15 protein-coding genes are annotated in these 23,594 nt (G+C 73.8%); 14 read left to right on the top strand and 1 reads right to left on the bottom strand.

The features are described 5' to 3' along the window. Positions 1–29: 29 nt before the first annotated feature. The 6 genes from MVG78_RS01330 (at position 30) to MVG78_RS01305 (ending at position 13,176) form a co-directional block, all read left to right on the top strand. A complete protein-coding gene (locus MVG78_RS01330) occupies positions 30–1,664 on the top strand; it encodes a glycosyltransferase family 4 protein (RefSeq protein ID WP_247557571.1) in 1,635 nt (544 codons plus the stop codon). 51 nt (positions 1,665–1,715) lie between these two features. Continuing rightward, the gene (locus tag MVG78_RS01325) at positions 1,716–5,918 is read left to right on the top strand and encodes a type I polyketide synthase (protein ID WP_247557569.1); all 4,203 of its coding nucleotides are present in this window, start codon (positions 1,716–1,718) and stop codon (positions 5,916–5,918) included. An 821-nt stretch (positions 5,919–6,739) separates the two neighbouring features. Further along, entirely contained in the window at positions 6,740–9,202 is a 2,463-nt protein-coding gene (locus MVG78_RS01320) for a type I polyketide synthase (protein WP_345892868.1), read from the top strand. 25 nt (positions 9,203–9,227) lie between these two features. After that, positions 9,228–10,586 carry an aminotransferase class I/II-fold pyridoxal phosphate-dependent enzyme gene (locus MVG78_RS01315; protein ID WP_247557567.1) on the top strand — a complete coding sequence of 453 codons (1,359 nt, stop codon included), beginning with the start codon at positions 9,228–9,230 and terminating at the stop codon, positions 10,584–10,586. A gap of 149 nt (positions 10,587–10,735) precedes the next feature. Then, positions 10,736–11,803, top strand: a complete 1,068-nt coding sequence (locus MVG78_RS01310; RefSeq protein ID WP_247557565.1) for a GNAT family N-acetyltransferase — start codon at positions 10,736–10,738, stop codon at positions 11,801–11,803. Beyond that, positions 11,800–13,176 carry a capsule polysaccharide biogenesis protein gene (locus tag MVG78_RS01305; protein WP_247557563.1) on the top strand — a complete coding sequence of 459 codons (1,377 nt, stop codon included), beginning with the start codon at positions 11,800–11,802 and terminating at the stop codon, positions 13,174–13,176. Before MVG78_RS01310 ends, MVG78_RS01305 begins: the two co-directional genes overlap by 4 nt. Positions 13,177–13,573: 397 nt before the next feature. Here the strand turns inward: MVG78_RS01305 and MVG78_RS01300 are convergent, their stop codons facing one another. Continuing rightward, positions 13,574–15,385 (bottom strand): capsular polysaccharide export protein, LipB/KpsS family, encoded by a 1,812-nt coding sequence (locus MVG78_RS01300; RefSeq protein ID WP_247557561.1) that lies wholly within the window; start codon positions 15,383–15,385, stop codon positions 13,574–13,576. A gap of 118 nt (positions 15,386–15,503) precedes the next feature. Here MVG78_RS01300 and MVG78_RS01295 point away from each other — a divergent pair, with 118 nt between their 5' ends. The 8 genes from MVG78_RS01295 to MVG78_RS01260 all read left to right on the top strand — a co-directional run bounded on the left by MVG78_RS01295 (position 15,504) and on the right by MVG78_RS01260 (position 23,382). Beyond that, positions 15,504–15,884 (top strand): RT0821/Lpp0805 family surface protein, encoded by a 381-nt coding sequence (locus MVG78_RS01295; RefSeq protein ID WP_247557559.1) that lies wholly within the window; start codon positions 15,504–15,506, stop codon positions 15,882–15,884. A 6-nt stretch (positions 15,885–15,890) separates the two neighbouring features. After that, positions 15,891–16,691, top strand: coding sequence for an ABC transporter permease (locus tag MVG78_RS01290; RefSeq protein ID WP_247557558.1), 801 nt, complete (start codon positions 15,891–15,893; stop codon positions 16,689–16,691). Between the two features lie 4 nt (positions 16,692–16,695). Beyond that, positions 16,696–17,343 (top strand): ABC transporter ATP-binding protein, encoded by a 648-nt coding sequence (locus MVG78_RS01285; protein ID WP_247557556.1) that lies wholly within the window; start codon positions 16,696–16,698, stop codon positions 17,341–17,343. Beyond that, the gene (locus MVG78_RS01280) at positions 17,306–18,505 is read left to right on the top strand and encodes a KpsE/RkpR family capsule polysaccharide export protein (protein WP_247557554.1); all 1,200 of its coding nucleotides are present in this window, start codon (positions 17,306–17,308) and stop codon (positions 18,503–18,505) included. Before MVG78_RS01285 ends, MVG78_RS01280 begins: the two co-directional genes overlap by 38 nt. Before the next feature lie 53 nt (positions 18,506–18,558). Further along, a complete protein-coding gene (locus tag MVG78_RS01275; protein ID WP_247557552.1) occupies positions 18,559–20,337 on the top strand; it encodes a polysaccharide biosynthesis/export family protein in 1,779 nt (592 codons plus the stop codon). Positions 20,338–20,477: 140 nt separating this feature from the next. Beyond that, positions 20,478–22,100 (top strand): DUF2491 family protein, encoded by a 1,623-nt coding sequence (locus MVG78_RS01270; RefSeq protein ID WP_247557550.1) that lies wholly within the window; start codon positions 20,478–20,480, stop codon positions 22,098–22,100. Positions 22,101–22,125: 25 nt separating this feature from the next. After that, positions 22,126–22,539, top strand: coding sequence for a DUF350 domain-containing protein (locus tag MVG78_RS01265; protein WP_247557549.1), 414 nt, complete (start codon positions 22,126–22,128; stop codon positions 22,537–22,539). 42 nt (positions 22,540–22,581) lie between these two features. After that, a complete protein-coding gene (locus tag MVG78_RS01260; RefSeq protein WP_247557547.1) occupies positions 22,582–23,382 on the top strand; it encodes a hypothetical protein in 801 nt (266 codons plus the stop codon). Positions 23,383–23,594: the final 212 nt, after the last annotated feature.

The raw sequence follows: 23,594 nt of genomic DNA, 5'->3' as shown, positions 1-23,594 counted from the left end.
CATGCCCTGGAACCGACAGGAGCGCCAAGATGGATGCCACGCCATCGGTTCTCGACCGGCGATGGTCCCCGGCCCAGCCCTCCCGTACGGAAAGCGGCACGGCCAACCATGCGGCTCCCGGCGTGGTGCTGGACATCTCCCGCCTGCTCGCGCGCGGGCGCAAGGTCGCGCCCTCAGGCATCGACCGCGTCGAGCTCGCCTATGCGCGTCGCTGGGCCGCCATGCCGGAGGAGCGCTGCGTCTTCGTGGCCGGCGCCCTGTCCGGTGCCTGGTCCGTGCTGCCCCGCCGCGCGGTGGAGGAGCTGGTGGCCACCCTCTCCATCTCCTGGTGCGGCACACCCGCCGCCCCGCCGCCGCCCTCCTCCTGGCCATCCCAGGCCCCGCCCGGCGAGGCCCCATGGGAGACCCAATGGGAACTCCGGGATGGGATGCAGCGGGAGGCGCAGCGGGATGCCGAGAGGATCGCCTCTCGCCTGCGCCTGCTCGCCGGGCTGGGCCTCGGCGCCGGGCGGTTGGCGCCCCATCTCGGCCGCCTCGGCGCGCGCCGCGCCTTCCTGCTGGTTTCGCACCGGGCGCTGGAACGGCCCGGCCCGATCCAGGCGATGCGGGCCCGCGGCTGCGCTTTCGTGCCGCTGATCCACGACCTGATCCCGGCGACCTATCCGGAATATGCCCGCCCGGGGCAGTCGGCGCGGCATCTGCGGCGAATCGACACCACCGCCCGCCTCGCCGACGGCGTGATCGTGAATTCCGCCGACACCGCCGAGGTGCTGGCCCCCCATCTGCGCGTCCGCCCGGCGCCCCCGCCCGTGATCGTCGCTCCCCTTGGGATCGAGGCCCCGGACACTGAGGCTCCGGGAGACGCCCTGGAGGCAGGAAACCCGGACGCCGCGCTGCCGCGCGCCGGGGCGCGGTCCATGCGCCACGCTTCCGCCCTGGCCGAGCGGCCCGGTGGCCCGGCCCCCTATTTCGTCACCATCGGCACCATCGAGCCCCGCAAGAACCACCTGCTGCTGCTGCATCTCTGGCGCGACTTCGTCCGCGCCGGCACCGCCGGCCTCGGCGGCCCGGTGCCGCGCCTGCTGATCATCGGCCGCCGCGGCTGGGAGAACGAGAACATCATCGACATCCTGGAGCGCAGCGCCGTCCTGCGCGGGACGGTCGAGGAACTCGGCCAGGTGCCCGACGCCCGGATGGCGGCGCTGCTGCGTGGCGCCCGCGCGCTGCTCTTCCCCTCCTTCGTGGAGGGCTATGGACTGCCGCTGGCCGAGGCCCTGGCCCTCGGCGTGCCGGCGATCTGCTCCGACCTGCCCGCGCTGCGCGAGGTCGGCGGCCCCGTGCCGCATTACCTCGACCCGCTCGACGGCGCCGGCTGGCGCGCCGCGATCCTGGACTATGCCCGGCCCGGCAGCGCCGCCCGCGCCGCCCAGGTCACCCGCTTGCAGAACTGGCGGCCGCCGGGATGGGACTCCCACTTCCGCCAGGTGGATGCCATGCTGGACCATGTGACCCGCCCCCGCCCTGGAGGCGAGGGCACCGCCCCGCAGGCTCCCGTGGGTTTCCGCCGCTGGTCCGGCTGGCGCCGCGCCATGGCCCCGGGAATCTCTTCCGCTCCCGGAAAATTTTCGTCGCTTCCTCTCGCAACCCACGGATACGCAACGTAAGATTGCGAAATGCCGGTGGCGAAGAACTCACAAAAGAACCGTGTGCGGAAAGTGCAACAAAAAGTTGTCCCGATCGCCATCGTCGGGGCGGCCTGCCGCTTCCCCGGGGCGCCGGACCTGGAATCCTTCTGGCGCCTGATGGCGGAAGGCCGCGACGCGGTCTCCACCCTGCCGGAAGACCGCTTCTCCCAGCGCCGTTTCCATCATCCGCGCAAGGGCGAGCCCGGCCGGGCCTATACCTTCGCCGCCGGGCATCTGGGCGACGTCGCCGGCTTCGACGCGCGCGCCTTCGGCCTGTCCCCGCGCGAGGTCGCGGAGGCCGACCCGCAGCAGCGCCTGCTGCTGGAGGTCGCGGCCGAGGCCATCGAGGATTCCGGTCTGCCCGCCAGCAGCCTGGCCGGGCGCCCGGTCGGCGTCTGGATCGGCGGCTCCTCCACCGACTATGCCGAGCTGCGGCTTTCCGACCCCTCTGGGGCGGACCGCTACTTCATGACCGGCAACACCCTGTCGATCCTGGCCAACCGGCTCACCAACGTCTTCGACCTGCGCGGCCCGGCCCAGACGGTGGACACGGCCTGCTCCTCCGCCCTGGTGGCGCTGCACCACGCGCTGCGCGCCCTGGCCCATGGCGATGCCGAGATGGCGCTGGTGGGTGGTGTGCAGCTCCTGCTCTCGCCCTATGCCTTCATGGGCTTCTCCCGGGCCTCGATGCTCTCGCCCACCGGCAGGTGCCGCGCCTTCGACGCCGCCGCCGACGGCTATGTCCGGGCCGAGGGCGCGGGCATGGTGCTGCTGAAGCCGCTCGATCGCGCCCTGGCCGATGGCGACCGGGTGCGCGCCGTGCTGCTCGCCTCCGGCGTCAACAGCGCTGGCCGCACCATTGGCCTGTCCCTGCCCAGCGGGGAGGCCCAGGCCGAGCTGATGGCCCGGGTGATGCGCGAGGCCGGGGTGGAGCCGGAGCAGTTCGGTTATTTCGAGGCGCATGGCACGGGCACCCAGGCGGGCGACCCGATCGAGACCTGGGCGATCGGCGAGGCCATCGCGAAGCGCCGCCGCGCGCCGCTGCCCGTGGGGTCGGTGAAGACCAATATCGGCCATACTGAGCCCGCCTCCGGCATGGCCGGGCTGCTCAAGGCGATGCTGGTGCTGGAGCGCCGCTCCATCCCGCCCAGCCTGCATTTCTCCGCCCCCAACCCGAACATCCCCTTCGACCGGCTGAACCTGCGTGTGCCGGTGACGGAGGAGCCGCTGCGCCTCGGCGGCCGCCCGGCCCGCCGGCGCGGGGACCCGGCACCGGTGGTGGGCGTGAATTCCTTCGGCTTCGGCGGCACCAATGCCTCGGTGATCCTGGCCGCCGCGCCGGTGGAGGCGGAAGCGCCGGAGGCAGGGCAGGCCGCCCCCGCCGCGGCACCCGCCGTGCCGCTGCCGCCCCTGCTGCTCTCCGCCCGTTCCCCTGCCGCGCTGCGCCTCCTGGCCAGACGCTGGCAGGAGCGCCTGGCGGAAACCCCGGACGGGGACCTGCCCGCCCTGCTGCGCGGCGCCGCCCGGCACCGCGACCTGCAGCCGCAGCGTCTCGCCCTGCGCGGACGCACCGCCGCGGAACTCGCCGCCGCCCTGGCCGACTGGACGGAGGGCCGCGACAACCCCGCCGCCACCGAGGGCCAGGCCCCCCCGCCCGCCATCGCCTCCGCCCCCGGCGCTCCCGCGATTCCGGCGGGCGGCCTCGCCTTCGTCTTCTCCGGCAACGGCTCGCAATTCCCCGGCATGGCGCGAGAGGCCCTGGCCGCCAGCCCCGCCCTGCGCGCCGGGTTGGAGGAAGCCGATGCCGCCCTGGCACCGCTGCTCGGCTGGTCGCCCGCCGCCCGCCTCGCCGAAGGGGGCTCCGAGGCGGAGGTCGCCGGCACCGACATCGCCCAGCCGCTGCTCTTCGCCATCCAGGCCGCCCTGCTGCGCGCCCTGGCGGGGGAGGGGCTGAGCCCCGCCCTGGTGTTCGGCCATTCGGTCGGCGAGGCCGCCGCCGCGCTCGCCGCCGGCATCCTGGACATGGACCAGGCCGCGCGCCTCGTGGTGGCCCGCTCCGCCGCGCAGCACCGCACCCGCGGGCAGGGCCGCATGGCCGCCCTGGCCCTGCCGCCCGAGGAAGCCGCGCCGCTGCTGGCGGAGGCCGGGCCGGGCCTGGAGATCGCCGCCCGCAACGCCCCCCGCGCCGTCACCGTGGCCGGACCCGCCGGGGCCATCGCCCGCCTGGCCGAACTCGCCAAGGCCCAGCGCGCGAGCTGCGTGCCGCTCGACCTCGACTACGCCTTCCATTCCGCCGCCATGGAGCCGGTGCGTGAGGCCCTGCTCGGTGCTCTCGGCACCATGGCGCCGCGCCCCGGAGCCATCCCCTTCATCTCCACCGTCACCGGCGCCCCGATGCCCGGCGGGGCGGCGGATGCGGAATACTGGTGGCGCAACCTGCGCGCCCCCGTGCGCTTCGCCGAGGCCACGGCGGCGGCGCTGGGGCAGGGGGCCCGGCTCTTCCTGGAGATCGGCCCCAACCCGGTCCTGCAATCCTATCTGCGCGAGGGAGCCCGCGCCGCTGGCCTCACCGCCGGGGTGATCGTCAGCCTGTCCCGCCGCGACCGCCCGGAGGCCTTTCCCGGCGGCGACCCCATCCCCGCCATCGCCGACCGCGCCACCACGCGCGGCGCCGACCCGCGCGGCGGCATGCTCTTCCAGGGGCCGGCCCGCCGCGACCTGCCCCTCACGCCCTTCGCGCGGGAACGCCACTGGCTGGGCATGACGGCGGAAAGCGAGCACCTGCACGACGCGCCGCGCGACCACCCCCTGCTCGGCGAGCGACGCGACCCGGAGCCGCGGCTCTGGAGCCGCGAATTCGACACGCTGCTGGAACCCTGGCTGGCCGACCACCGCCTGGGCGGGGAGCCGGTTCTTCCCGGCGCCGCCATGCTGGAAATGGCGCTCGCCGCCGCCGCCCTGCGTTTCCCGGAGGCCCCGGCGCTGGAGGTCGCGACCTTCCAGATCCTGCGCCCCCTGCCGCTCTCCGACAGCGAGGCCCGGCAGGTCCGCCTGCGCCTCGCCGATGACGGCATCGTTACCCTGGAAAGCCGCCGCCGCCTCGCCGAGACCGCCTGGACGCTGCATGCCCGCGGCCGCCTGGGCGAGGCCGGGGAGGCCGCGCTGCCCGATACCCCCGCTTTGGCCCTGGCCGCGCCGGACGAGATGGCGGGGGCGGAGATCACCGCGTTCGCCGCCCGCCTCGGCCTGGATTACGGCCCGGCCTTCCGCCCGCTCGTCTCCGTCGCCGCCGAGGATGGGCAGGCGGTGCTCCGCCTCGCCTTGCCCGAGGCCGCCCCGCCCGACGAGGGCTTCCACCTCCACCCCGTCCGCCTCGATGGCGCGTTGCAGGGGCTGATCGGCCTGCTGGCGCCGCAGTTCCCGGCCCGCGCCGATGCGCTGCCGGAGGGCGAGGCCCTGGTCCCCGTCCGCTTCGAGCGCCTGGTCTTCCGCCGTGACGCCGCCCCGGCGGAGAGCGCGGAACTGCGCCTGTCCAGCCTGGGCGAGCGTTCCGCCGAGGCCACCCTGCTGCTGCGCGACGCCGCCGGCCAGGCGGTGGCCTTCGCCCAGGGCGTGACCCTCCAGCGCCTGCGCCTCACGCGCGGCGAGGAAGCCCCGCTGCGCGCCTTCCGGCTGGAGGATGTGCCGGTCGCCGATCCCTCCCTGCCGCCCCCGGAACCGGCCCTGGCCGCCGCCCTCGCCGCCGCGCTGCGGGCCGACGAACGGCTGGACCTCAGCGAATCCGCCCTGCTGCTCGAAGGCTGGGCCGCCGCCCTGGCGCAGCGCGCGCTGTCCGTCCCGCCCGCCACCGGCTCCTTCGCGCCTTCCGCACCGGCCACCCCCTGGCGGGCAGGCTGTGGCAGGCCCTGGCGGAGGACGGGCTGGCCCGCCATGACGGCACCGGCTGGAGCCTGCTGCCGCAGGAGGAGATGCCTGCGCCCGAGGAGATCTGGCAGTCCGTCCTGGCCGAACAGCCCTCCCTGGCGCATGACCTCGCATGGCTCGCTTTGGCGGCGGAACACCTGCCGGACAGCCTCGCCGGCCATGTTCCCGCCCTGCCGCTGGCCCCGCCCGACCTCGCCGGCGGCCAGGACCGCCTGGCCGAGGCCGCGGCTGCCGCGGCCGCCGCGCTGGCCGCCGCCTGGCCCGCCGACCGGCCGCTGCGCGTGCTCGACCTCGGCGGCGCCGCGCTGACCCGCCACCTGCTCGCCGCCCTGGCCGAGACCGGCCGCACCGTCGCCCTGCTGGTGGCGGGGGAGGGTCGCGCCCTGCCGGACGCACGCGGGCATGTGGCGCCGGAAGCCCTGGCCTGGGACCCGCTCTCGGAGAAGCCCGTCCCGGTGGCGGCGGATCTGGTGGTCGGCATCGGTGCCGCGCTGCGCGCCCGCTGCGGCACTGGCCTCCTGTCCCGCCTCGCCCCCGCTCTGGCCGAGGGCGGCACCCTTCTCCTGGTCGAGCCGCTGCCTGGCCGCCTGCTCGACCTCGCCCTGGGGCAGGAGCCCGGCTGGTGGTCGGGCCGCCCCCTGCCGGATGCCGCGGAATGGCACGCCGCCCTGGCCCCGGAGGCCGGATGGCGGCACAGCCGGGCCGAGCCACTGCGCGCCGCGCCCTGGCCCGCCCTGCTGCTGCTCGCCACCCGTCCCGCTCCCCATCTGGCGCCGCCACGCCAGCCCGCGGAGGATACCGCACGCCTGCTGCTCCTGGCCGATGCCGGCGCCGCCCCGCTGCGCGACGTCCTCGCCGGGGAACTCGCCGCCGCCCTGCCGGACGCCCTCCGCGACGGCGGGCGGCTGGAGGATTCCGCCGCCCTGCCGGCCCGCGAACTGCGCGGGACCGATCTGCTGCTCCTGGCCGCCCCCGGCGAGGCCGCCCTGCCCACCACCCTGGCTTCCCTGGCCCGGCTGGCCGAGGCGGCCCAGGGCGCGGTCCGGCGCTTCACCCTGGTCATCGCCGGTGGCCCGGCCCATCCGGCCGCCGAGGCCCTGCGCGCCTTCGCCCGCGCCCTGGCCAACGAGATGCCGGACCTCGCCCCGCGCCGCATCCTGCTGGACACCGCCCTGGAACCAGGCGCGGCGGCGGCCCGCCTGCTGCCGGAACTTCTCGCCCCGGGCGCGGAGCCCGAGCTGCTGATCGAGCCCGCTGCCCGCCGTGCCCCGCGCCTGCGCCCCGGCGCCGCCGATCCGCACCCGCCCGGCGCCCCGGCCCGCCTCGCCGTGCGCCAGCCGGGGCAGCTCGGCACCCTGGCCTGGGAACCTCTGCCGCCGGACCGGCATGCCCCGCTCGACCAGGGACTCGTCCAGGGCGAGATCGCCGTGCGTGTCGAGGCCGCCGGGCTGAACTTCCGCGACCTGATGTGGGCCCAGGGTCTGCTGCCGGAGGAAACCCTGCGCGACGGTTTCGCCGGGCCTGGCCTGGGCATGGAATTCGCGGGCGTGGTGGAGGCCGTGGGCCCCGGCACCGCGCTGCGCCCCGGCGCCCGTGTCTTCGGCTTCGCCCCGCGCGCGCTCGCCTCCCATGCCGTGACCCGGGCCGAGGCGGTGGCGCCGATGCCGGAGGGCATGGGCTTCGCCGCCGCCGCCACCGCCCCCGTGGCCTTCCTCACCGCCCTCTGGTCGCTGGAGGCCTGCGCCCGCCTCCAGCCCGGCGAGCGCGTGCTGGTCCATGGCGGCGCCGGGGCGGTCGGCCTCGCCGCGCTGCAGGTCGCCCGCGCCGCCGGGGCCGAGGTGGCGATGACCGCCGGCACCGAGGCCAAGCGCGCCTTCCTGCGCGCCGCCGGGGCCGATCTGGTGCTGGACAGCCGCGATGCCGGCTTCGCCGACCACCTCCGCCGCCACTGGCCGGACGGGGTGGACGTGGTGCTCAACAGCCTGGCCGGGGAGGCGATGGAACGCTCCATCGCCCTGCTGCGCCCCTGGGGCCGCTTCGTCGAGCTGGGCAAGCGCGACTATGCGGAGGACCGCCGCATCGCGCTCCGTCCCTTCCGCCGCAACATCAGCTATTTCGGCGTGGATGTGGACCAGCTTCCGGCCGCCCGGCCGGGCGAGGCCCAGCGGCTGATCGAGAGCCTGCGCGACCGCCTGTCGCGCGGCGAACTGATCCCACTGCCCCGCCTGACCCGCCGGGCGGAGGAGGTGGAGGACGCCTTCCGCCTGCTCCAGGCCAGCGCGCAGATCGGCAAGATCGTGATCCTGCCGCCGCGCCACCAAGCGGAGGAGAAGCCCGGCTGGGCCCCGCCGGAGGGGATCATCCTCGTCACCGGCGGTACCGGCGGCTTCGGCCTGGAATGCGCCAAGTGGCTCGCCGCCAGCGGCGCCGGGCGCCTTGCCCTCGTCTCCCGCCGCGGCCCCGCCACGCCGGGCATCGAGGCCGCGCTGGTGGCCCTGGGTGCCCTGGGCGCCCGCGCCTCCGCCCATGCCTGCGACGCCGCCGATCCCCAGGCCCTGGCCGCGCTGCTGGACATGCTGCGGCGGGAAGGCCCCATCGCCGGCGTGGTCCATGCCGCCGCGGTCTTCGACGACGGCGCCCTGGCCTCGCTCGGCGCGCCGCGCTTCGCCGCCGTGCTGGGCCCCAAGCTGCGGGCGGCGCTGAACCTCGACCGGCTGACGCGGCGCGACCCGCTGGAACTCTTCCTGCTCTTCTCCTCGGCCACCACGCCGCTCGGCAATCCGGGGCAGGGCAACTACGTCGCCGCCAATGCCGGGCTGGAGGCCCTGGCCCGCGCCCGCCGCGCCGCCGGGCTGCCCGCCCTGGCGGTCGGCTGGGGCCCCATCGCCGATGCCGGCATCCTGGCCCGCGAATCCGACACCGCCGCCACCCTGGCCCGCCGCCTGGGCGTGGAGCCCATGGCGTCGCGCGAGGCGCTGGACAGCCTGCCGGCGCTGCTGTCCGGGGAGCGGCCCGTGGTGCATCTCGCCCGGCTCGGCTGGCGCCGCCTGGGCGCCGCCCTGCCGGTGCTGCGCGAGCCCGCCTTCGCCCTGGTGCGGGAGGCGGGCGGGACGGGGGCCGAGGTCGGGGACATGCGCGCCCATCTCGCCACCCTGCCGCCCGAGGAAGCCCGTGCCCTGCTGGTCCGCATCGGCGCCGAGGAACTCGGCCGCATCCTGCGCCTGCCGCCCGAATCCCTGGCCGCCGACACGCCCGTGGCGCGGCTGGGGCTGGACAGCCTGGGCGGGCTGGAACTGCGCGGCGCGCTGGAGCAGCGCCTGGGCCTGTCCGTCCCCCTGGCCGGCGTGACCGACGACCTGACCCTCGGCTCCCTCGCCGCCCGCGTGGTCGATGGCCTGCGCGGCGGCGGCGAGGAAGCCCAGGTCGCCATGCTGCTGGAGCATTTCGAGCCCTCGCGGCTTCCGGAGGATGCTGTGCAGGATGCGGTGCCGGGCACGGCGGCATCCGCCGCGCCGCCGGCGCCATCCCCCACCCCCATCGCGGCCTTCCCGCCGGCGAGGCGCCGCTTGGCGCCCCCGGCGGCCAGCCCCTGACCACCGAGGGAGAAACCGCCGCCCGATGACCCAGTCCTTCGGCCTCTCCACCACCGCCCGGCTGGCGCTGCTGCAGCGCCTGGCCAAGCGGCGCGCGCACCAGGACGAGACGCGGGGTGGCCAGGGGGCGGCACATGGGACGGGGAAGGAGCCGGGGGCCATGCCCCGCAGCCGCTTCGCCGACCTGCCCGGCATGCGCGACTTCGCGCTGATGCAGACGGCGGTGGAGGCGCTGGCGCTGGAAAGCCCCTTCTTCCGCCCCCATGCCGGCGTGGCGGGCGCCCGGACCACCATCGGCCATGGCCGCTACCTCAACTTCTCCTCCTACAACTACCTGGGGCTGAACGGCGATCCGCGCGTCACCGGCGCGGCCAAGACGGCGATCGACCGCTACGGCGTCTCCCCCTCCGCCTCCCGCCTCGTGTCCGGCGAGCGCCCGGTCCATGCCGAGCTCGAATCCCTGCTGGCGGAGAACTACGGCGCCGAGGCGGCGCTCTGCATGGTCTCCGGCCATGCCACCAACGTCACCGTCATCGGCCACCTGATGGGCGCGCGCGACGTCATCGTCCACGACGCGGCCATCCACAATTCCTGCACCGAGGGCGCCCGCCTTTCCGGTGCCCGCCGCATCCCCTTCGCCCACAACGACTGGCGCGCCGCCGAGCGTGCCCTCTCCGGCGCCCGCTGCGCCGCAGGCCGCGCCCTGCTGGTGATCGAGGGGCACTACTCCATGGATGGCGACGTCCCCGACCTCGCCCGCTTCGTGGAGATCGCCCGCCGCCACGACGCCTGGCTCATGGTGGACGAGGCCCATTCCCTCGGCGTGCTCGGCCCCACCGGCCGCGGCATCTTCGAGGCGCAGGGCGTCGATCCCTCCGGCGTCGATATCTGGATGGGCACGCTCAGCAAGACCCTGTCCGGCTGCGGCGGCTTCATCGCGGCGCAGCGCGACCTGATCGAATGGCTGCGCCACACCGCGCCGGGCTTCGTCTATTCCGTCGGCCTGGCGCCCAACCTGGCCGCCGCCGCCAGCGAATCCCTGCGCATCATGCGGGCCGAGCCCTGGCGCGTGGAGAAGCTCCAGCACAACGCCCGCTATTTCCGCGACCGTGCCCGCGCCATGGGCTTCGACACGGGCTCCTCCGAGGGCCATTCCATCGTGCCCGTCATCACCGGCTCCTCGGTGAAGGCCGCGCGCCTGTCCGTTGCGATGTTCGAGCGTGGCGTGAACGTGCAGCCCATTGTCTTTCCCGCCGTGCCGGAACAGGCCGCCCGCCTGCGCTTCTTCCTCTGTTCCGAGCACGAGGCGGCGGATCTGGACCGCGCGCTGGAGGCCCTGGCCGATGCCATGGCCAGCCTCGCGCCGCTGGAGGTCCCGGGCTGACCACGTTCGCCACATCGCTGGCCGGGACGCGGCCCGCCACCGGGCAGGCGCGGCCCCCGCTCCGTGTCGCCGAGGTCGCTTCGGCACCGGAAGCCGCCACCTGGCTCGACCTGCCCGCGCGCCTGGGCGGGGAGGCGGCGGGCTGGAGCGTGCCCCTGCTCTTCGAGAGCCGCCGCGTCTTCGACCCCGGCTTCAACACCGCCCTGGGCGAATGGCGCATCGCCCGTTTCCTGGCCCTGCGCGGCCCCCTGGCTGACCCCGAGCCGGTGGGCCGCATCTGCGCCGCCCTGCCGCGTGACGGCTCCACCGGCGGCATCGGCCATTTCGGTTTCCTGGCCTGCGAGGAAGACCCCGCCACCCTGGGCGCCCTGCTCCGGGCCGCCGCCGCACAACTCGCCGCCTGGGGCGCCACCGCCCTGCGCGGCCCCTTCTCCTTCTCGGTGAACCACGAGATCGGGCTGCGCGTCGAAGGCGGCGAGGCACCGATGCTGCGCATGCCGCGCAACCCCGCCTGGCTGCCGCCCCTGCTGGAGGAAGCCGGCGTCCCGCTCGGCCTGCGGCGGGAGAAGGACGTCCTCGCCTGCACGCTGGACGTCGCCACCGAGACCCACCGCGCCCGCTTCGCCTCCCTCCAGGCCCTCTGGCCGGAACGCGCCCGGCTCCGCATCCGCCCGCACGACCCCTGGCGGCTGGGCGAGGAGGTCGGGCTGATCCGCGCGCTCTACAACGATGCCTGGGCGGAGAACTGGGCCGCACAGCCGGTCACGGAAGCCGAGGCGGACACGATGCGCCGCCTGCTGCGCCCGCTGCTCGCCTCCGGCCGCGTGCTCTTCGCCGAATGGGACGGGGAGCCGATCGGCCTTTGCGCCGTGGTGCCGAACCTGGAGGAAGTCTCCCACCGGCTTGGTGGCCGCCTCTGGCCCTCCGGCTGGCTTGGCATGGCCGGTGCCCTCGCCGGCCGCACCGCCTCCGCCCGCATCCCCCTGCTCGGCATCCGCCGCGCCTTCCGCCGCAGCCAGGTCTCCCACATGGCGGTCGGCGCGCTGCTGTCCGAGGCCATCGCCCTGGCGGAACGCCGTGGCTGGCACCGCCTCGAAGTCTCCTGGGTCCTGGAGGACAACGCTCCGATGCTGGCCGCGATGACGCGGCTGCGCGCCCCCGTGACCGGGCGCTGGCGCGTCTGGCATGCGCCGCTGGAGGCAGCCCCTCCCGCATGAACGCCATCGCCACCGCCCGCGCCGGCACCCCGCCGCCCGGGCACAAGTCCTTCCTGTTCCTGCAAGGGCCGATCAGCCCCTTCTTCCGCATGGTCGGCGCGGAGCTTCGCGCCCTCGGCCATGACGTGCTGCGCGTGAACCTCAATGCCGGCGACTGGCTGATCTGGCGCGGCCCCGACGCCGTGAACTACCGTGGCCGCCCCGCGGACTGGCCCGCCTGGTTCGAGGCGCTCTGCGAGGAGCGGCAGGCCACCGACCTCGTGCTGCTGGGCGAGCAGCGCCCCCTGCACAAGGCCGCCATCGCCATCGCCCGCCGCCGCGGGATGCGAGTCGTGGCCACGGATTTCGGCTATATCCGCCCCGACTGGATCGTCCTGGAACGCGACGGCATGAATGCCGAAAGCCGCTTCCCGCGCGATCCGGAAACCATCGTCGAGATGGGTCGCAACCTGCCGCCGCCCGATCTCGTCGTGCATCACCGCGACAGCTTCCCGCGCCAGGCCGCCTGGGACATCGCCTATCACCTCACGGCGATGCTGCGCTGGCCCTTTCCGCACCACCGCAGCCACCAGCTCTACCACCCGATCCCGGTCTATGCGGGCACGCTGCTGCGCCTGCTGACCCGCCGCCACGACAACCGCCGCGCCGATGCCATCGTGCGCGCACTGCAGGGCAAGGCGACGCTCTTCCTCTTCGCCATGCAGATGGAGACGGATTTCTCCCTGCGGGCCTATTCCCACTATCCCGACCTCGACACGGCGATGGAGGAGGTGGTGGAATCCTTCGCCCGCTGCGCGCCCGCCGGGGCGAAGCTGCTGGTCAAGGTCCATCCGCTCGATCCCGGCATCAAGCGCTGGAAGCGCCGTGTCCGCCGCATCGCCGGCCGCCATGGCGTTGGCGACCGCGTGCTCTATCTGGGCGGCGGCAATCTCGGCCACATCACGGAAAGCGTGCAGGGCGTGGTCACCGTCAACAGCACCGTCGGCCTGCGTGCCCTGATCGACAACCTGCCCACCCACGCGCTGGGCCAGGCGATCTACAAGATCCCCGGCCTCACCCATGCCGGGCCGCTCGACGCCTTCTGGCGCGACCCGCCCCGCCCCGACATGGCGCTGCGCGAGGGCTTCCTGCGCGGCATCGCCCATTGCCTGCACATCCGCGGTGTCTACTACGCGAAGGAAGGTCTCGCCGTGGCCGTCCGCCAGGCCACCCACCGCCTGCACCACGGGTTGCTGAACGCCCCCGTGCTGGACTTCACCGCCGCGCCCGCCCTGCCACCCCTCGCCGCCCCGCCTGTCGGCGCCGCCACCAACCCGCTCGCCGAATCCCTGCCGCACCGGGCCGAGGCGCCGGTTCCGGTCCCGTCGCGATAGCCGGACCCCGCTCCGGGCGTTCCGCTTCGTGTCCGGCCCCGGGGGCAAGGCGCTGCCTCGCCCCCGGACCCCCACTCCGCCCATGACCATGATGGGGGACCGAAGCCGGTCCCCGGACCCCGGGCTTTCGTGGGCGCTGGTTGTGGCTGTTGGCCTGCGGGCTGATCCCTGGGAGCAGGTGGATCGGCGGGGCTCCCGAAAAGAAGAAAAACATCCTGTCCGCGCTGGCGGCACCGGCCGTCGCCGGAGAGCATCGCTCTCCGGCGTGATCGGGCCGCGGTCAGCACCAGCGAACGGGAGGTCCAGGACCCTCAGGGTCCTGGCGGATCAGGGGGCAGGGGAAAAGGCGGAGCCTTGTCCCCCGGGACAGCACGACGCGGCCGGGGAGGAGAGGCCCCTACCGCCGTCCCGCCAGCCGCGAGACCCAGCGCCGGACCCACCCTTCCAGCCCGCGATGCAGCGTCAGGGGCGAGAGCTTCCAGGCACCGGGGTCTTCCAGCCGTTCCAGGATCAGTTCGGCCGGACAGGGCAGCAGCGTCACCGGGTCGATGTAGCGCGGGTAGAGGATCAGCGCCGCCGCCACCAGCTCCTCCAGCGAGCGCGCCACGCCGCGCCGCCCGGCGGGAAAGCCCTCCGGCGCCCGGTCCTCGGTCAGCCCCCAGCCGGCATAGAAGGGCCGCCCATAGGTCACCACCGGCACGCCGCGCAGCAGTGCCTCGAAGCCCGAGAGCGAGGTCAGCGTATGCACCTCCTGCACCAGCGGGAACAGCCCGGAGAGCGGCGCCCCCAGCACCACCTGGTCCGCCACCGCCGCCAGCTCCGCCGCCGCGATCCGCCCCTTGCGGAACCCCGCCTCCAGGTCCGGATGCGGCTTGTAGACGATGAACCCTTCCGGCCGTGCCGCCCGCACCGCCCGCAGCAGCGCGAGGTTCGACTGGATCTCCCCGCCGCCGCAGCGCACGGAGGCATCGTCCTGCACCTGCCCGGGCACCAGCAGCACCCGCCGCCCCGCCGGCGCCGCGATGGGCGGGACCTCTCCGCCCAGGTGATACTTGCCGATGCCCCGGGCCACGATCGCCGCGCGCAGGGTCTTCGCTCGCGCCAGCAGCGCCCGGTCCGTCACCCCCCGCTGCAGGATCAGCTCCAGCTCCGAAGCCTGTGCCGGATCGTAATAGGCCCCCCGCGCGTCGAGGCAGTAGGACGCCCCCGGCAGGAAGCGCGCGCCCAGTCCGCGCGAGCGCAGGAAACCATCCTCCAGCGCCAGCACCGGTAGCCCCTCCGCGCGCAGCCCCGGCTTCTCGCGGGAGGCCCAGACGGCGATCCCCCCGGCCTCGCCCTGCTCCCGCGCCGCCCGCGCCATCCGCAGCGCGCCCTCCGCGCTTTCCGCGAAGCGCGGGGCCGAGCCGTCGTCGCGCCCCAGCAGCGCCCCGACCTGCGCCCGCTTCCAGCGCGCGATGCCCAGGCAGACCGAGACGCGCCGGTTCTCCCGCTCCCGCTCCCGCCAGAAGCGCAGCAGCTCCATCGCCTCGGGCAGGGGGAGGGGGCGGCGCCGGAACGGGTCCGCCGCCCGCGCCTCCGCCAGATCGCCCGCCATGTCCCCAGGGAACGCCTCGGGGGGCACGTCGGGGCAGGGCAGGCCCGCGATCCGCGCCAGCACCGCCATGGCCCGCCCCGCCCCGCGCATCTCGGTGGCGATATCGATCAGGCTCCAGGGCGAGACGCGCCGCTCCAGCCGAGGCACACCCGGGATCGCCCCGGGCAGGAACCCCGTCCAGGGATCGCGCGCCAGCACCGCCCGGCCTCCTTCCGCCAGGACCTGCTGTGCCGCTTCTTCCGTGAAGCAGAGCGCATGGCCCCGCCCCGCCCCGCCCAGCGTATCGCCCAATGCATCGCCCAGCACCTTCCCGCCAGGATCGGGCAGCCCCGGTGGCCCGCCCAGCCGGTGTCGCCGCGCCAGCGCCGCCGCCTCGTCCCGCTCCTCCCGTCCGGCGGTCCCCGCCAGCCCGGCTGCGAAGAGCACCAATGGCGCCCGGTGCCCGGCGAAGCCAGGCGGGTCGAAGGGGGAGGGGGAGACGCGCTGCACCAGCCCCGCCCAGCCCGGCGGCACCGGATCGCCCTCCCGCAGCAGCAGCGGCCCCACCCCGTCCCGTTCCCGGACCAGCACGGTATCCGGCCAGAACCCGCGCAGGTGTGGCCAGGAAGCCAGCATCGCGTCCGTAACCGTGAGGGGCGTGGTCAATTTCATCCGTTAACCATTTTACTCGCAGTTGCGGTATCGGCTACCTTAGGTAGATGAAATGCCGGGTAACCTTTCGGATTTTCGCGGTATGAGAGTGTTTCTGCTCCTCCTCCCGCTCCTGCTCGCCGGGTGCGGCGGTCGTGGCATCGGGCTGACCTGGGAGCCCGCGCCGGCCGCGGCCTCCGCCGCGAGCCCCAACCTGCCGATGCCGCCGGCCCGCCAGGCGGATGCGGTCGGCGCCTTCGTCGGGCAGGCGCAGCCGGGCCAGCAGGCCAGCCTGCCTCTGCCCGATGGCGGCCGCGTCGCCAGCGTGCGGGTGGTGCGCGCCTATGACGCCGCCTCGGGCCGCCCCTGCCGCGAGGTGCAGATCGGTGGCGCGCCCGGCAGCCGCATCTATTGCCAGGACCCGGCCCTCGGCTGGGTGCCGACCCGCCCGCTGCTCAGCGGCGGAACCTTCGGGCAGTTGTGACCTGACGTGAGCATCTCCTACGGGGAAAAGCCGGGCCTTCTCGAATCCTTCCGCGTGCAGCGCGCCGTGGTGGGGGCCCTGTTCATGCGCGAGTTGCACACGCGCTTCGGGCGCCACAATATCGGCTTCCTCTGGCTCTTCCTCGAACCGCTGACCCTGGGCACGGCGGTGGGCATGCTCCACTCCCTGTCGGGCCACGACCTGCCGGGGGGCATTAACCCCTTCATCTTCTCGATGTTCGGCTATGTGCCCTTCTTCGTCTTCCGCGCCGTCGTCACCCGCGCGCCGACCGCCATCCATTCCAACCTGACCCTGCTCTACCACCAGCGCGTGACGCTGCTGGACATCATGCTGGCGCGGAACATCCTGGAATCCAGCGCGATCCTCGGCGTGATCGTGGTGATTGTCGCGGTCTGCTCCTTTGTCGCGGAGATGCCGCCGGCCAATCCCGGCCTGCTGATCCTCGGCGTGGCCTGCATGATCCTGCTCAGCCACGGCCTCTCTCTCCTGCTGGCCTCGGCCGGCGGCCGCTGGGAAGGCTTCGAGCGCCTGGTCCATCCCGTCACCTACCTGCTGATGCCCGTCTCCGGCGCCTTCTTCGCGCTGCACTGGTTCTCCCCGGAATGGCGCGAGATCCTGCTCTGGATGCCGCTGATCAACATCCACGAGATGATCCGCGACGGCCAGTTCGGCAGCCAGCTTCCCTCCTACTACGACACGGTCTACGTCCTCGAATGGATCGTCGGCAGCAACGTCGCCGGCATGCTCGCGCTGCGCGCCGTGCGCAGCAAGCTGAGCATGTACTGACGCCATGCTGGTGCTGGAGAATGTCTGGAAGGCCTACCACACCCGCTCCGGGGTGAAGCAGGTGCTCCAGGGCGTGAACATGGCCGTCCACCCGGGCGACGCGGTGGGCATCCTGGGCCGCAACGGCGCCGGCAAATCCACCCTGCTGCGGATCTTCGCGGGCGTGGAGATGCCGACCGTCGGCCGGGTCTGGAAGGACATGTCGGTGAGCTGGCCGCTCGCCTCCGGCATCGGCGTGCAGAGCAGCCTGACCGGGGCCGACAACGCCCGCTTCATCGCCCGCATCTATGGCATCCCGGTGCGGCAGGTCCTCGACTACGTGCAGGACTTCGCCGAGCTCGGTCCCTATTTCCACGAACCCGTCCGTACCTATTCCGCCGGCATGATGAGCCGCCTCCTGCTCGGCCTCTCCTTCGCGGTGGACTTCGACTGCTACCTGGTGGACGAGGCGGTGGGCGCCGGCGATGCCCGCTTCGTGGACCGCACCCACCAGGCCATGGAGGAGCGCCTGTCCCGCTCTGCCCTGCTGATGGTCTCCCACAGCCCGGAACAGGTCCGCCTCTTCTGCCGGACGGCCGGCGTGCTGCGCCAGGGCCGCCTGGATTTCTACGAGGATGTCGATGAAGCTATCGCCGCCTATCAGTCCCTTTGACGCGACAGGCGGCCTCGAGGGCAGCAACGTCCTGCCGCCGCTGCCGCGCCGCCGGGGGCGGCTGCAGGCCCTGCTGCACCGCTACCGCATGGTGCTGCTGGTCATCGGCCTGCCGATGCTCATCGCCTCCACCTATTTCCTGCTGGTCGCCACGCCGCAGTACCAGAGCGAGGCGCGCTTCCTGGTCCGCACCCGCTCCGGCGGCCCCACCGCCTCCAGCGCGCTCGGCTCGCTGCTGACCTCGGCCGGATTCACCTCCTCCAACGAGGACGCGCTGGCGATCGTGGACTTCATCAAGTCCCGCGACGCGCTGGATGGCGTGCAGCAGAAGCTGAACCTGGTGGAGATCTGGCGCCGCCCCGAGGCGGATTTCGTGGCACGGCTCTGGGACAGCGACCCGCCGGCGGAGCGGCTGCTCAAATACTACAAGCGCATGGTGAGCGTGTCGCATGACAGCTCCTCCGGCACGGTCACGCTGAGCGTGCGCGCCTTCCGGTCCGAGGATGCCCAGGCGGTCGCCGAGGCGCTGCTCACCCTGTCCGAGGAGCTCGTGAACAAGCTCGGCGACCGGGCGCGCGAGAACACGCTGAACGTCGCCCGTGCCGAGGTCGCCCGCGCCGAGCAGCGCGTGATCGCGGCGCGCGAGGCGGTGACCGGCTTCCGTGTCCGCGAGCGCCTTGTCGATCCCGCCAGCGAGGCCAAGGCCAGCCTGGAGATCGTGGCCAAGCTCGAAGCCGCGCTGACCCAGGCGCGCGCGGAGCTGATCGAGAAGACCGCCTATCTGCGCCCCGGCAATCCGGAGCTGCGCAACGTGCAGAACAGGATCGACGCGCTGGAGCGCCAGATCGCCATCGAGCGTGCCCGCATCACGGCCGATGGCCAGCAGGCGCTGCCGCAGCAGCTCGCGGGCTATGAGCGCCTGCTGCTGGAGCGGGAATTCGCCGACAAGCAGCTCGCCTCCGCCACCGCCTCGCTGGAAACGGCGCGGGTGGACGCGCAGCGCCAGGCCCTCTTCCTGGCCCGCGTGGTGGAGCCGAACATGGCCCAGGAGGCCGAGTATCCGAAGGCCGGATTCATCCTGGGCAGCCTCTTCGCGATCCTCTGCGTGCTCTACGCGATGGGCTGGCTCGTCGTCGCCGGCGTTCGGGAACACGCCTCCTGATCCCCGGGGAGGGGGACGAGGGTGGCGTTACTGTTATTTGGGGGATGCATGAGATGCGTGCGCTGATCCTGGCCGCGGCCCTGCTGGTGCCGCTGTCGCTGACTGCCGCCGGGGCACAGACCCTGCCGCAGATGTTGCAGCAGTCGCAGCAGACGGTGGGGCAGGCCGTGCCTGGCCGCCTGTCCGGCCAGAGCGCCAATGGCGGCGGGGCGGACAACTCGCTGGCCCCGTCGCAGATCGACCGTCTCCTCGGCAACGAGACGCAGATCAACCGCGAGGGCTCGGCCACCGAGGCGGAGGGCGGCGCCAACGCCACCGGCCCGCTGGCGGAGCCCGACCGCTTCCCCGGTCCCACCCGCGCGGTCTTCGGTGCCTCCCTCTTCACCCGCAACTCCCCCAGCGCCATCGACGCGCCAACGCCGAACTACCGCATCGCCCCCGGCGACCGCGTCAGCGTCCGCGTCTGGGGCGCGGTGGAGGCCGAGGCGGTCGGGCAGGTCGATCCCGACGGCAACCTCTTCCTGCCCTCGATCGGCCCGATCCGCGTCGCCGGCACCCGGTCGGGCGACCTGCAGAAGGTCGTGGAATCCGAGGTCCGCCGCATCTACACGCAGCAGGTCCAGGTCTATGCCGTGCTGCTGAACGCCAACCGCATCGGCGTCTTCGTCACCGGCTTCGTCCGCACCCCCGGCCGCCACACCGGCTCCGGCGCCGAGACGGTGCTGGACTTCCTGGTGCGCGCCGGCGGCGTCGATCCGGTGCGCGGCTCCTTCCGCGACATCTCCATCCAGCGCGGCGGCCGCACCGTCGCGAAGATCGACCTCTACGCCTTCCTGCTGCGCGGCCAGCTTCCCAACATCATCATGCAGGACAACGACACCATCATCGTGGCCAAGCAGGGCGCGCTGGTGGGCGTCAACGGCTCGGTCCGCAACAACTACCTCTTCGAGGTGCCGGGCCGCGCCATGTCGGGCGCCGAACTGATCGACCTCGCCGCGCCCCTGCCGGCGGCCACCAACGTGGTCGTGCGCGGCACCCGCAATGGCCAGCCCTATGCCCGCTACGTCACCACGGCGCAGCTTCGCAGCATCTCCCTGAGCGACCAGGACGTGGTGAGCTTCATCACCGACGCTCCGCCGCCCACGGTGCGCGTGAACATCGAGGGCAGCCGCATCGGTCCCTCCGTGCTGATCGCGGAACGCGATGTCGGCCTCTGCCAGCTCCTCGACTATGTGGCGGTGGACCCGCGCCTGGCCGACACCGCCTCGGTCTACCTGCTGCGCCCGCGCATCGCCGCACAGCAGCAGCGCGCGCTGAACGAATCCCTCGACCGGCTGGAACGGCAGCTCTTCATGTCCACCGCCGCCACCACCGGCGTGGCGGAGATCCGCAACACGGAGGCGCAGCTCGTGCTCGGCTACATCCAGCGCGGCCGCCGCATCAAGCCGGAGGGGCGCCTCGTCGTCTCCGACCGCAACGGCCGCTGCGCCGATGTGCGGCTGGAGGATGGCGACACCATCGTGATCCCGGAGCGCAGCCAGACGGTGATGGTGGCGGGCGAGGTCCTCTCCCCCACCACCGTGGTCTGGCGCGCCGGCATGACGGTGCAGCAGTATATCGACCAGGCCGGCGGCTTCGCCGACCGCGGCGACATCCGCAACATCATGATCCGCAAGGCCAGCGGCGAGATCATCCTGGACCCGGCGGTGGGGCCGAGCCCGGGCGACGAGCTGATCGCCATGCCCCGGCTCGATCCGAAATACTTCCAGATCGGCCGCGACCTGCTCAGCCTGATCTACCAGTCCGCCGTGGCGGCCTACTACTTCCGCTGAGCCTCTCCTGACGGCGGAGGGCCGGGGTGCCACCTCCTGGCGCCCGGCCCTTCGCCTGCCCCTCTGCCCGCCCCTCGGGGCCGGGTGACATTTTCGTTGTCCCCTCGCCGGAGGGCGCCCGATCCCCTATGCATGGCGGCATGTCCTGTCTCCGACAGGTCCGCCCGGGCCTCCTGTCCGCCGCCCTTGCCTGCCTCCTCCTCGCCTTGCCGGTGGCGGATGCTCTGGCCCGGCCCGGTGCGGCGCGGTCCAGCGGCGGCTATTCGCGCCCGGGCTATTCCGCCGCGCCCTCCCGCACCCCTTCCTTCGGCGGCCACGCGGCCCCCTCCCGCACCCCGTCCAGCGGTGGCTATGCCCGCCCCGATTCCGGCTTCGGCCGCATCCCCAGCATGGGTGGCTCGGCCTCGGACCGTTCCTACAACCGGGAGGCCGCTGGCGACGCCCTGCGCCGGATGCGGGAGCGCGAGGCCAGCCGCAGCCTTCCGGCCCCCGCTCCCGGCGGCAACAGCCAAGGGGGCAACCAGGGCGGTGGCTGGGGCGGCTCCTGGGGCGGCAACTGGAACACCGGCCGCGCTCCCGCCCCGCGCGGCACCTATGGCGGCCCCGACTGGTACCGCGACCGGGGCTGGAACCCCAGCGGCCCCGTTCTCGCCGGCCCGCGCGGCTTCGGCATGTGGGACGCCGCCTTCCTCTGGTTCCTGCTCAGCACGCTGAACCGCCCCGGCCACACGGATTTCTTCCGCAACCACCAGGACGACCCCGCCCTGCGCGACTGGCGCGCCCAGGCGGAACAGGCCGCGCGCAACGATCCGCAGATCCGCGCCCAGCTCGACCAGCTCGACCGCTCCCTGGCACAGCAGCAGGGCCAGCCGCGCGACCCGGACTACCTGCCCCCCGACGTGCCGCCGGAGGTCGCCACCGCCAACCGCGACGCCGTCACGCCGGCGGAGCATCATGGCGCGGGCATCGGCATGGTGCTGGGCGTGGTGGTGGTCGGTGGCGGCCTGCTCGGTGCCCTGGCCATGGCGAGGAACCGGCGGCCCGGCGCGGGCGGCAACAGCGGGGGAGGGGGCGGCATGCCGCGCACCGGCACCATGGGCAGCATCGCCAGCGCGGGCGACATGCTGCGGCACAAGATGTCCGGCGAGGGCTACACGCCCGAACGCTACCGCCTCGGCATGACCGTGACGCTGGACCCGACGCCCTTCCTCCTGGCCGGCGGCGGCCTCAAGGCCGCGGCACCCCAGGCGGCGCAGCGCCTGAGCGTCGAGGGCCTCGGCCGCATCACGGGCACCGCGCCCGGGGATTCCCTGCTGCGCCTCTATCTGCCGGGCGACGCCTCGCCCATGCTGCAACTCCATCCCGGCCCCGGCGGCACGCCGGAGGAATGCCGCTACTTCACCCTGCTGGACGAGATCACCCCGGCCGACGAGGCCGAATGGCAGGTGTGGCTGGACCCGCGGGAGGGCATGATCGGCTGGCCCGAGTTCCAGACCAAGGACGGCCGGCGCTACAGCCGCCTCTGGCAACCCGGCACCCAGCCCGTCCCACCCCGCGAGCTCCGCGAGAGCCTGGAGACCACCGCCGGCACGCGCGAACGCCGCTGCCTCGCCATGCTCTACGCCGCCCCGACCGGCGCCCCCACCCCCGCGCCGCAGACCGAATACGTGCTGGTGCAGAGCATCGAGGAAGGCAACGCCGCCTGGGTCGAGGTCCGCGCCGGCATCGACATCAACCCCGCCTCGCTCGGCCTCGCCGGCTGACAGCCATCCCGGAGGAAAGCCACCCGTGGACGCGATCCTGAACACCCTGGCGGCGGGCATCCCCGTGCTGATCGTGCAGTTCGGCGTGACGCTGCTGCTGCTGGCCGCCGGTGCCGCCGCCTATATCGCGATCACGCCCTTCCACGAGGTCGCGCTGATGCGGGCGGGCAACACCGCCGCCGGGGTCGTCCTCGGTGGCACGCTGGTCTCGCTCGCCATCCCCCTCGCCGCCACCCTGGCCACCAGCCGCCTCACTCTCGACATCCTGGTCTGGGGCCTCGTCGCCCTGGTGATCCAGCTCGTGGTCTTCCTGCTGGTCGCCTGGATCTTCCGCGGCCTGCGCGCCGCGATCGAGACCGGCAACACCGCCGCCGCCATCGCCCTGGTCGGCGCCCAGATCGCCGTGGCCCTGCTCAATGCCGGCGCCATGGCCGGCTGAGGCGGCCGGGGCACCTGCCGTAACCCTCCTGGGAGAACCGCCATGCTTGCCTTCATCCGCAACCTCGTCGGCGTGAAGACCGACCAGGCCGTCAACAGCGCCATCGAGGCCATCGTGCGCTGGGATCCGAAATCGGCCACGGAGGCCGAGCTCCGCACCATGGAACAGCATCTCGACCGCCTGGGCGTCCAGGTCGCCGAGGCCCGCCAGGCCTATGAGAAGGAGGCCCGCGAGGCCCAGGCCATCCAGCAGCTCTCCGACCAGCGCATGGCCGCCGCCGAGCTGCTCCAGCGCCAGTCCGCCGCCGAGACCGACCCGGCGAAGAAGGCCGGCATCGAGCAGTCCCTCGCCACCCTCCTCAACATGCTGGAGGAGATGGCCCCCGAGGTGGACCGCGAGAAGCAGGACGCGGTGGACGCCAAGGAGTTCGTGGACATGCTCCAGGGCGCCTATGACCAGGCCGGCCAGAAGCTCCGCACCGCCCGCGACACGCTGGCCCGCGCCCAGCGCGACATGACCCGGGCCAGCCAGCAGCGCGAGATGGCCGAGCAGCGCGCCGAAGCTGCCCGCCAGGCCGCCGGCCTGTCCGGCGCCACCAGCGGCCTCAGCGTGGCGCTCAAGGCGATGCAGGACGCCGCCGCCCGCGACCTCGCCCAGGCCGAGGCCGCCAGTGCCAAGGCCAAGCTCCTCACCCCGACGAAGCCGGAAAAGGACGACCCCAACATCGCCGCTGCCATGAACCAGGCCGCCGGCGTCCTGCCCGCCCCCACCAGCCTCGCCGACCGCCTCGACGCCCTGCGCCAGCGCCACGGCACCCAGCCCAAGCTCGCCGGTCCGGGCTGAGGGCGGCCGCCCTTGGGGAAAGGCTCTGCCTTTCCCCAAACCCCTATCCGCCAGGACCCTGCGGGCCCTGGACCCCGTTCCTTGGCTCCTGCTGCCGGCCGGATCACGCCGGAGAGCATGGCTCTCCGGCGACTGCGGATGCCGTCAGCGCGGACACCGTGGCTTTGTCTTCTTAGGCGCCCCGCCGATCCACCTGCTCTCAGGGATCGGCC

This window comes from Roseomonas gilardii subsp. gilardii, from assembly GCF_023078375.1.
Classification (GTDB): Bacteria; Pseudomonadota; Alphaproteobacteria; order Acetobacterales; family Acetobacteraceae; genus Roseomonas; species Roseomonas gilardii.
The sequence above is the reverse complement of the archived record's forward strand: the minus strand, read 5'-3'. Positions and strand labels throughout refer to the sequence as shown.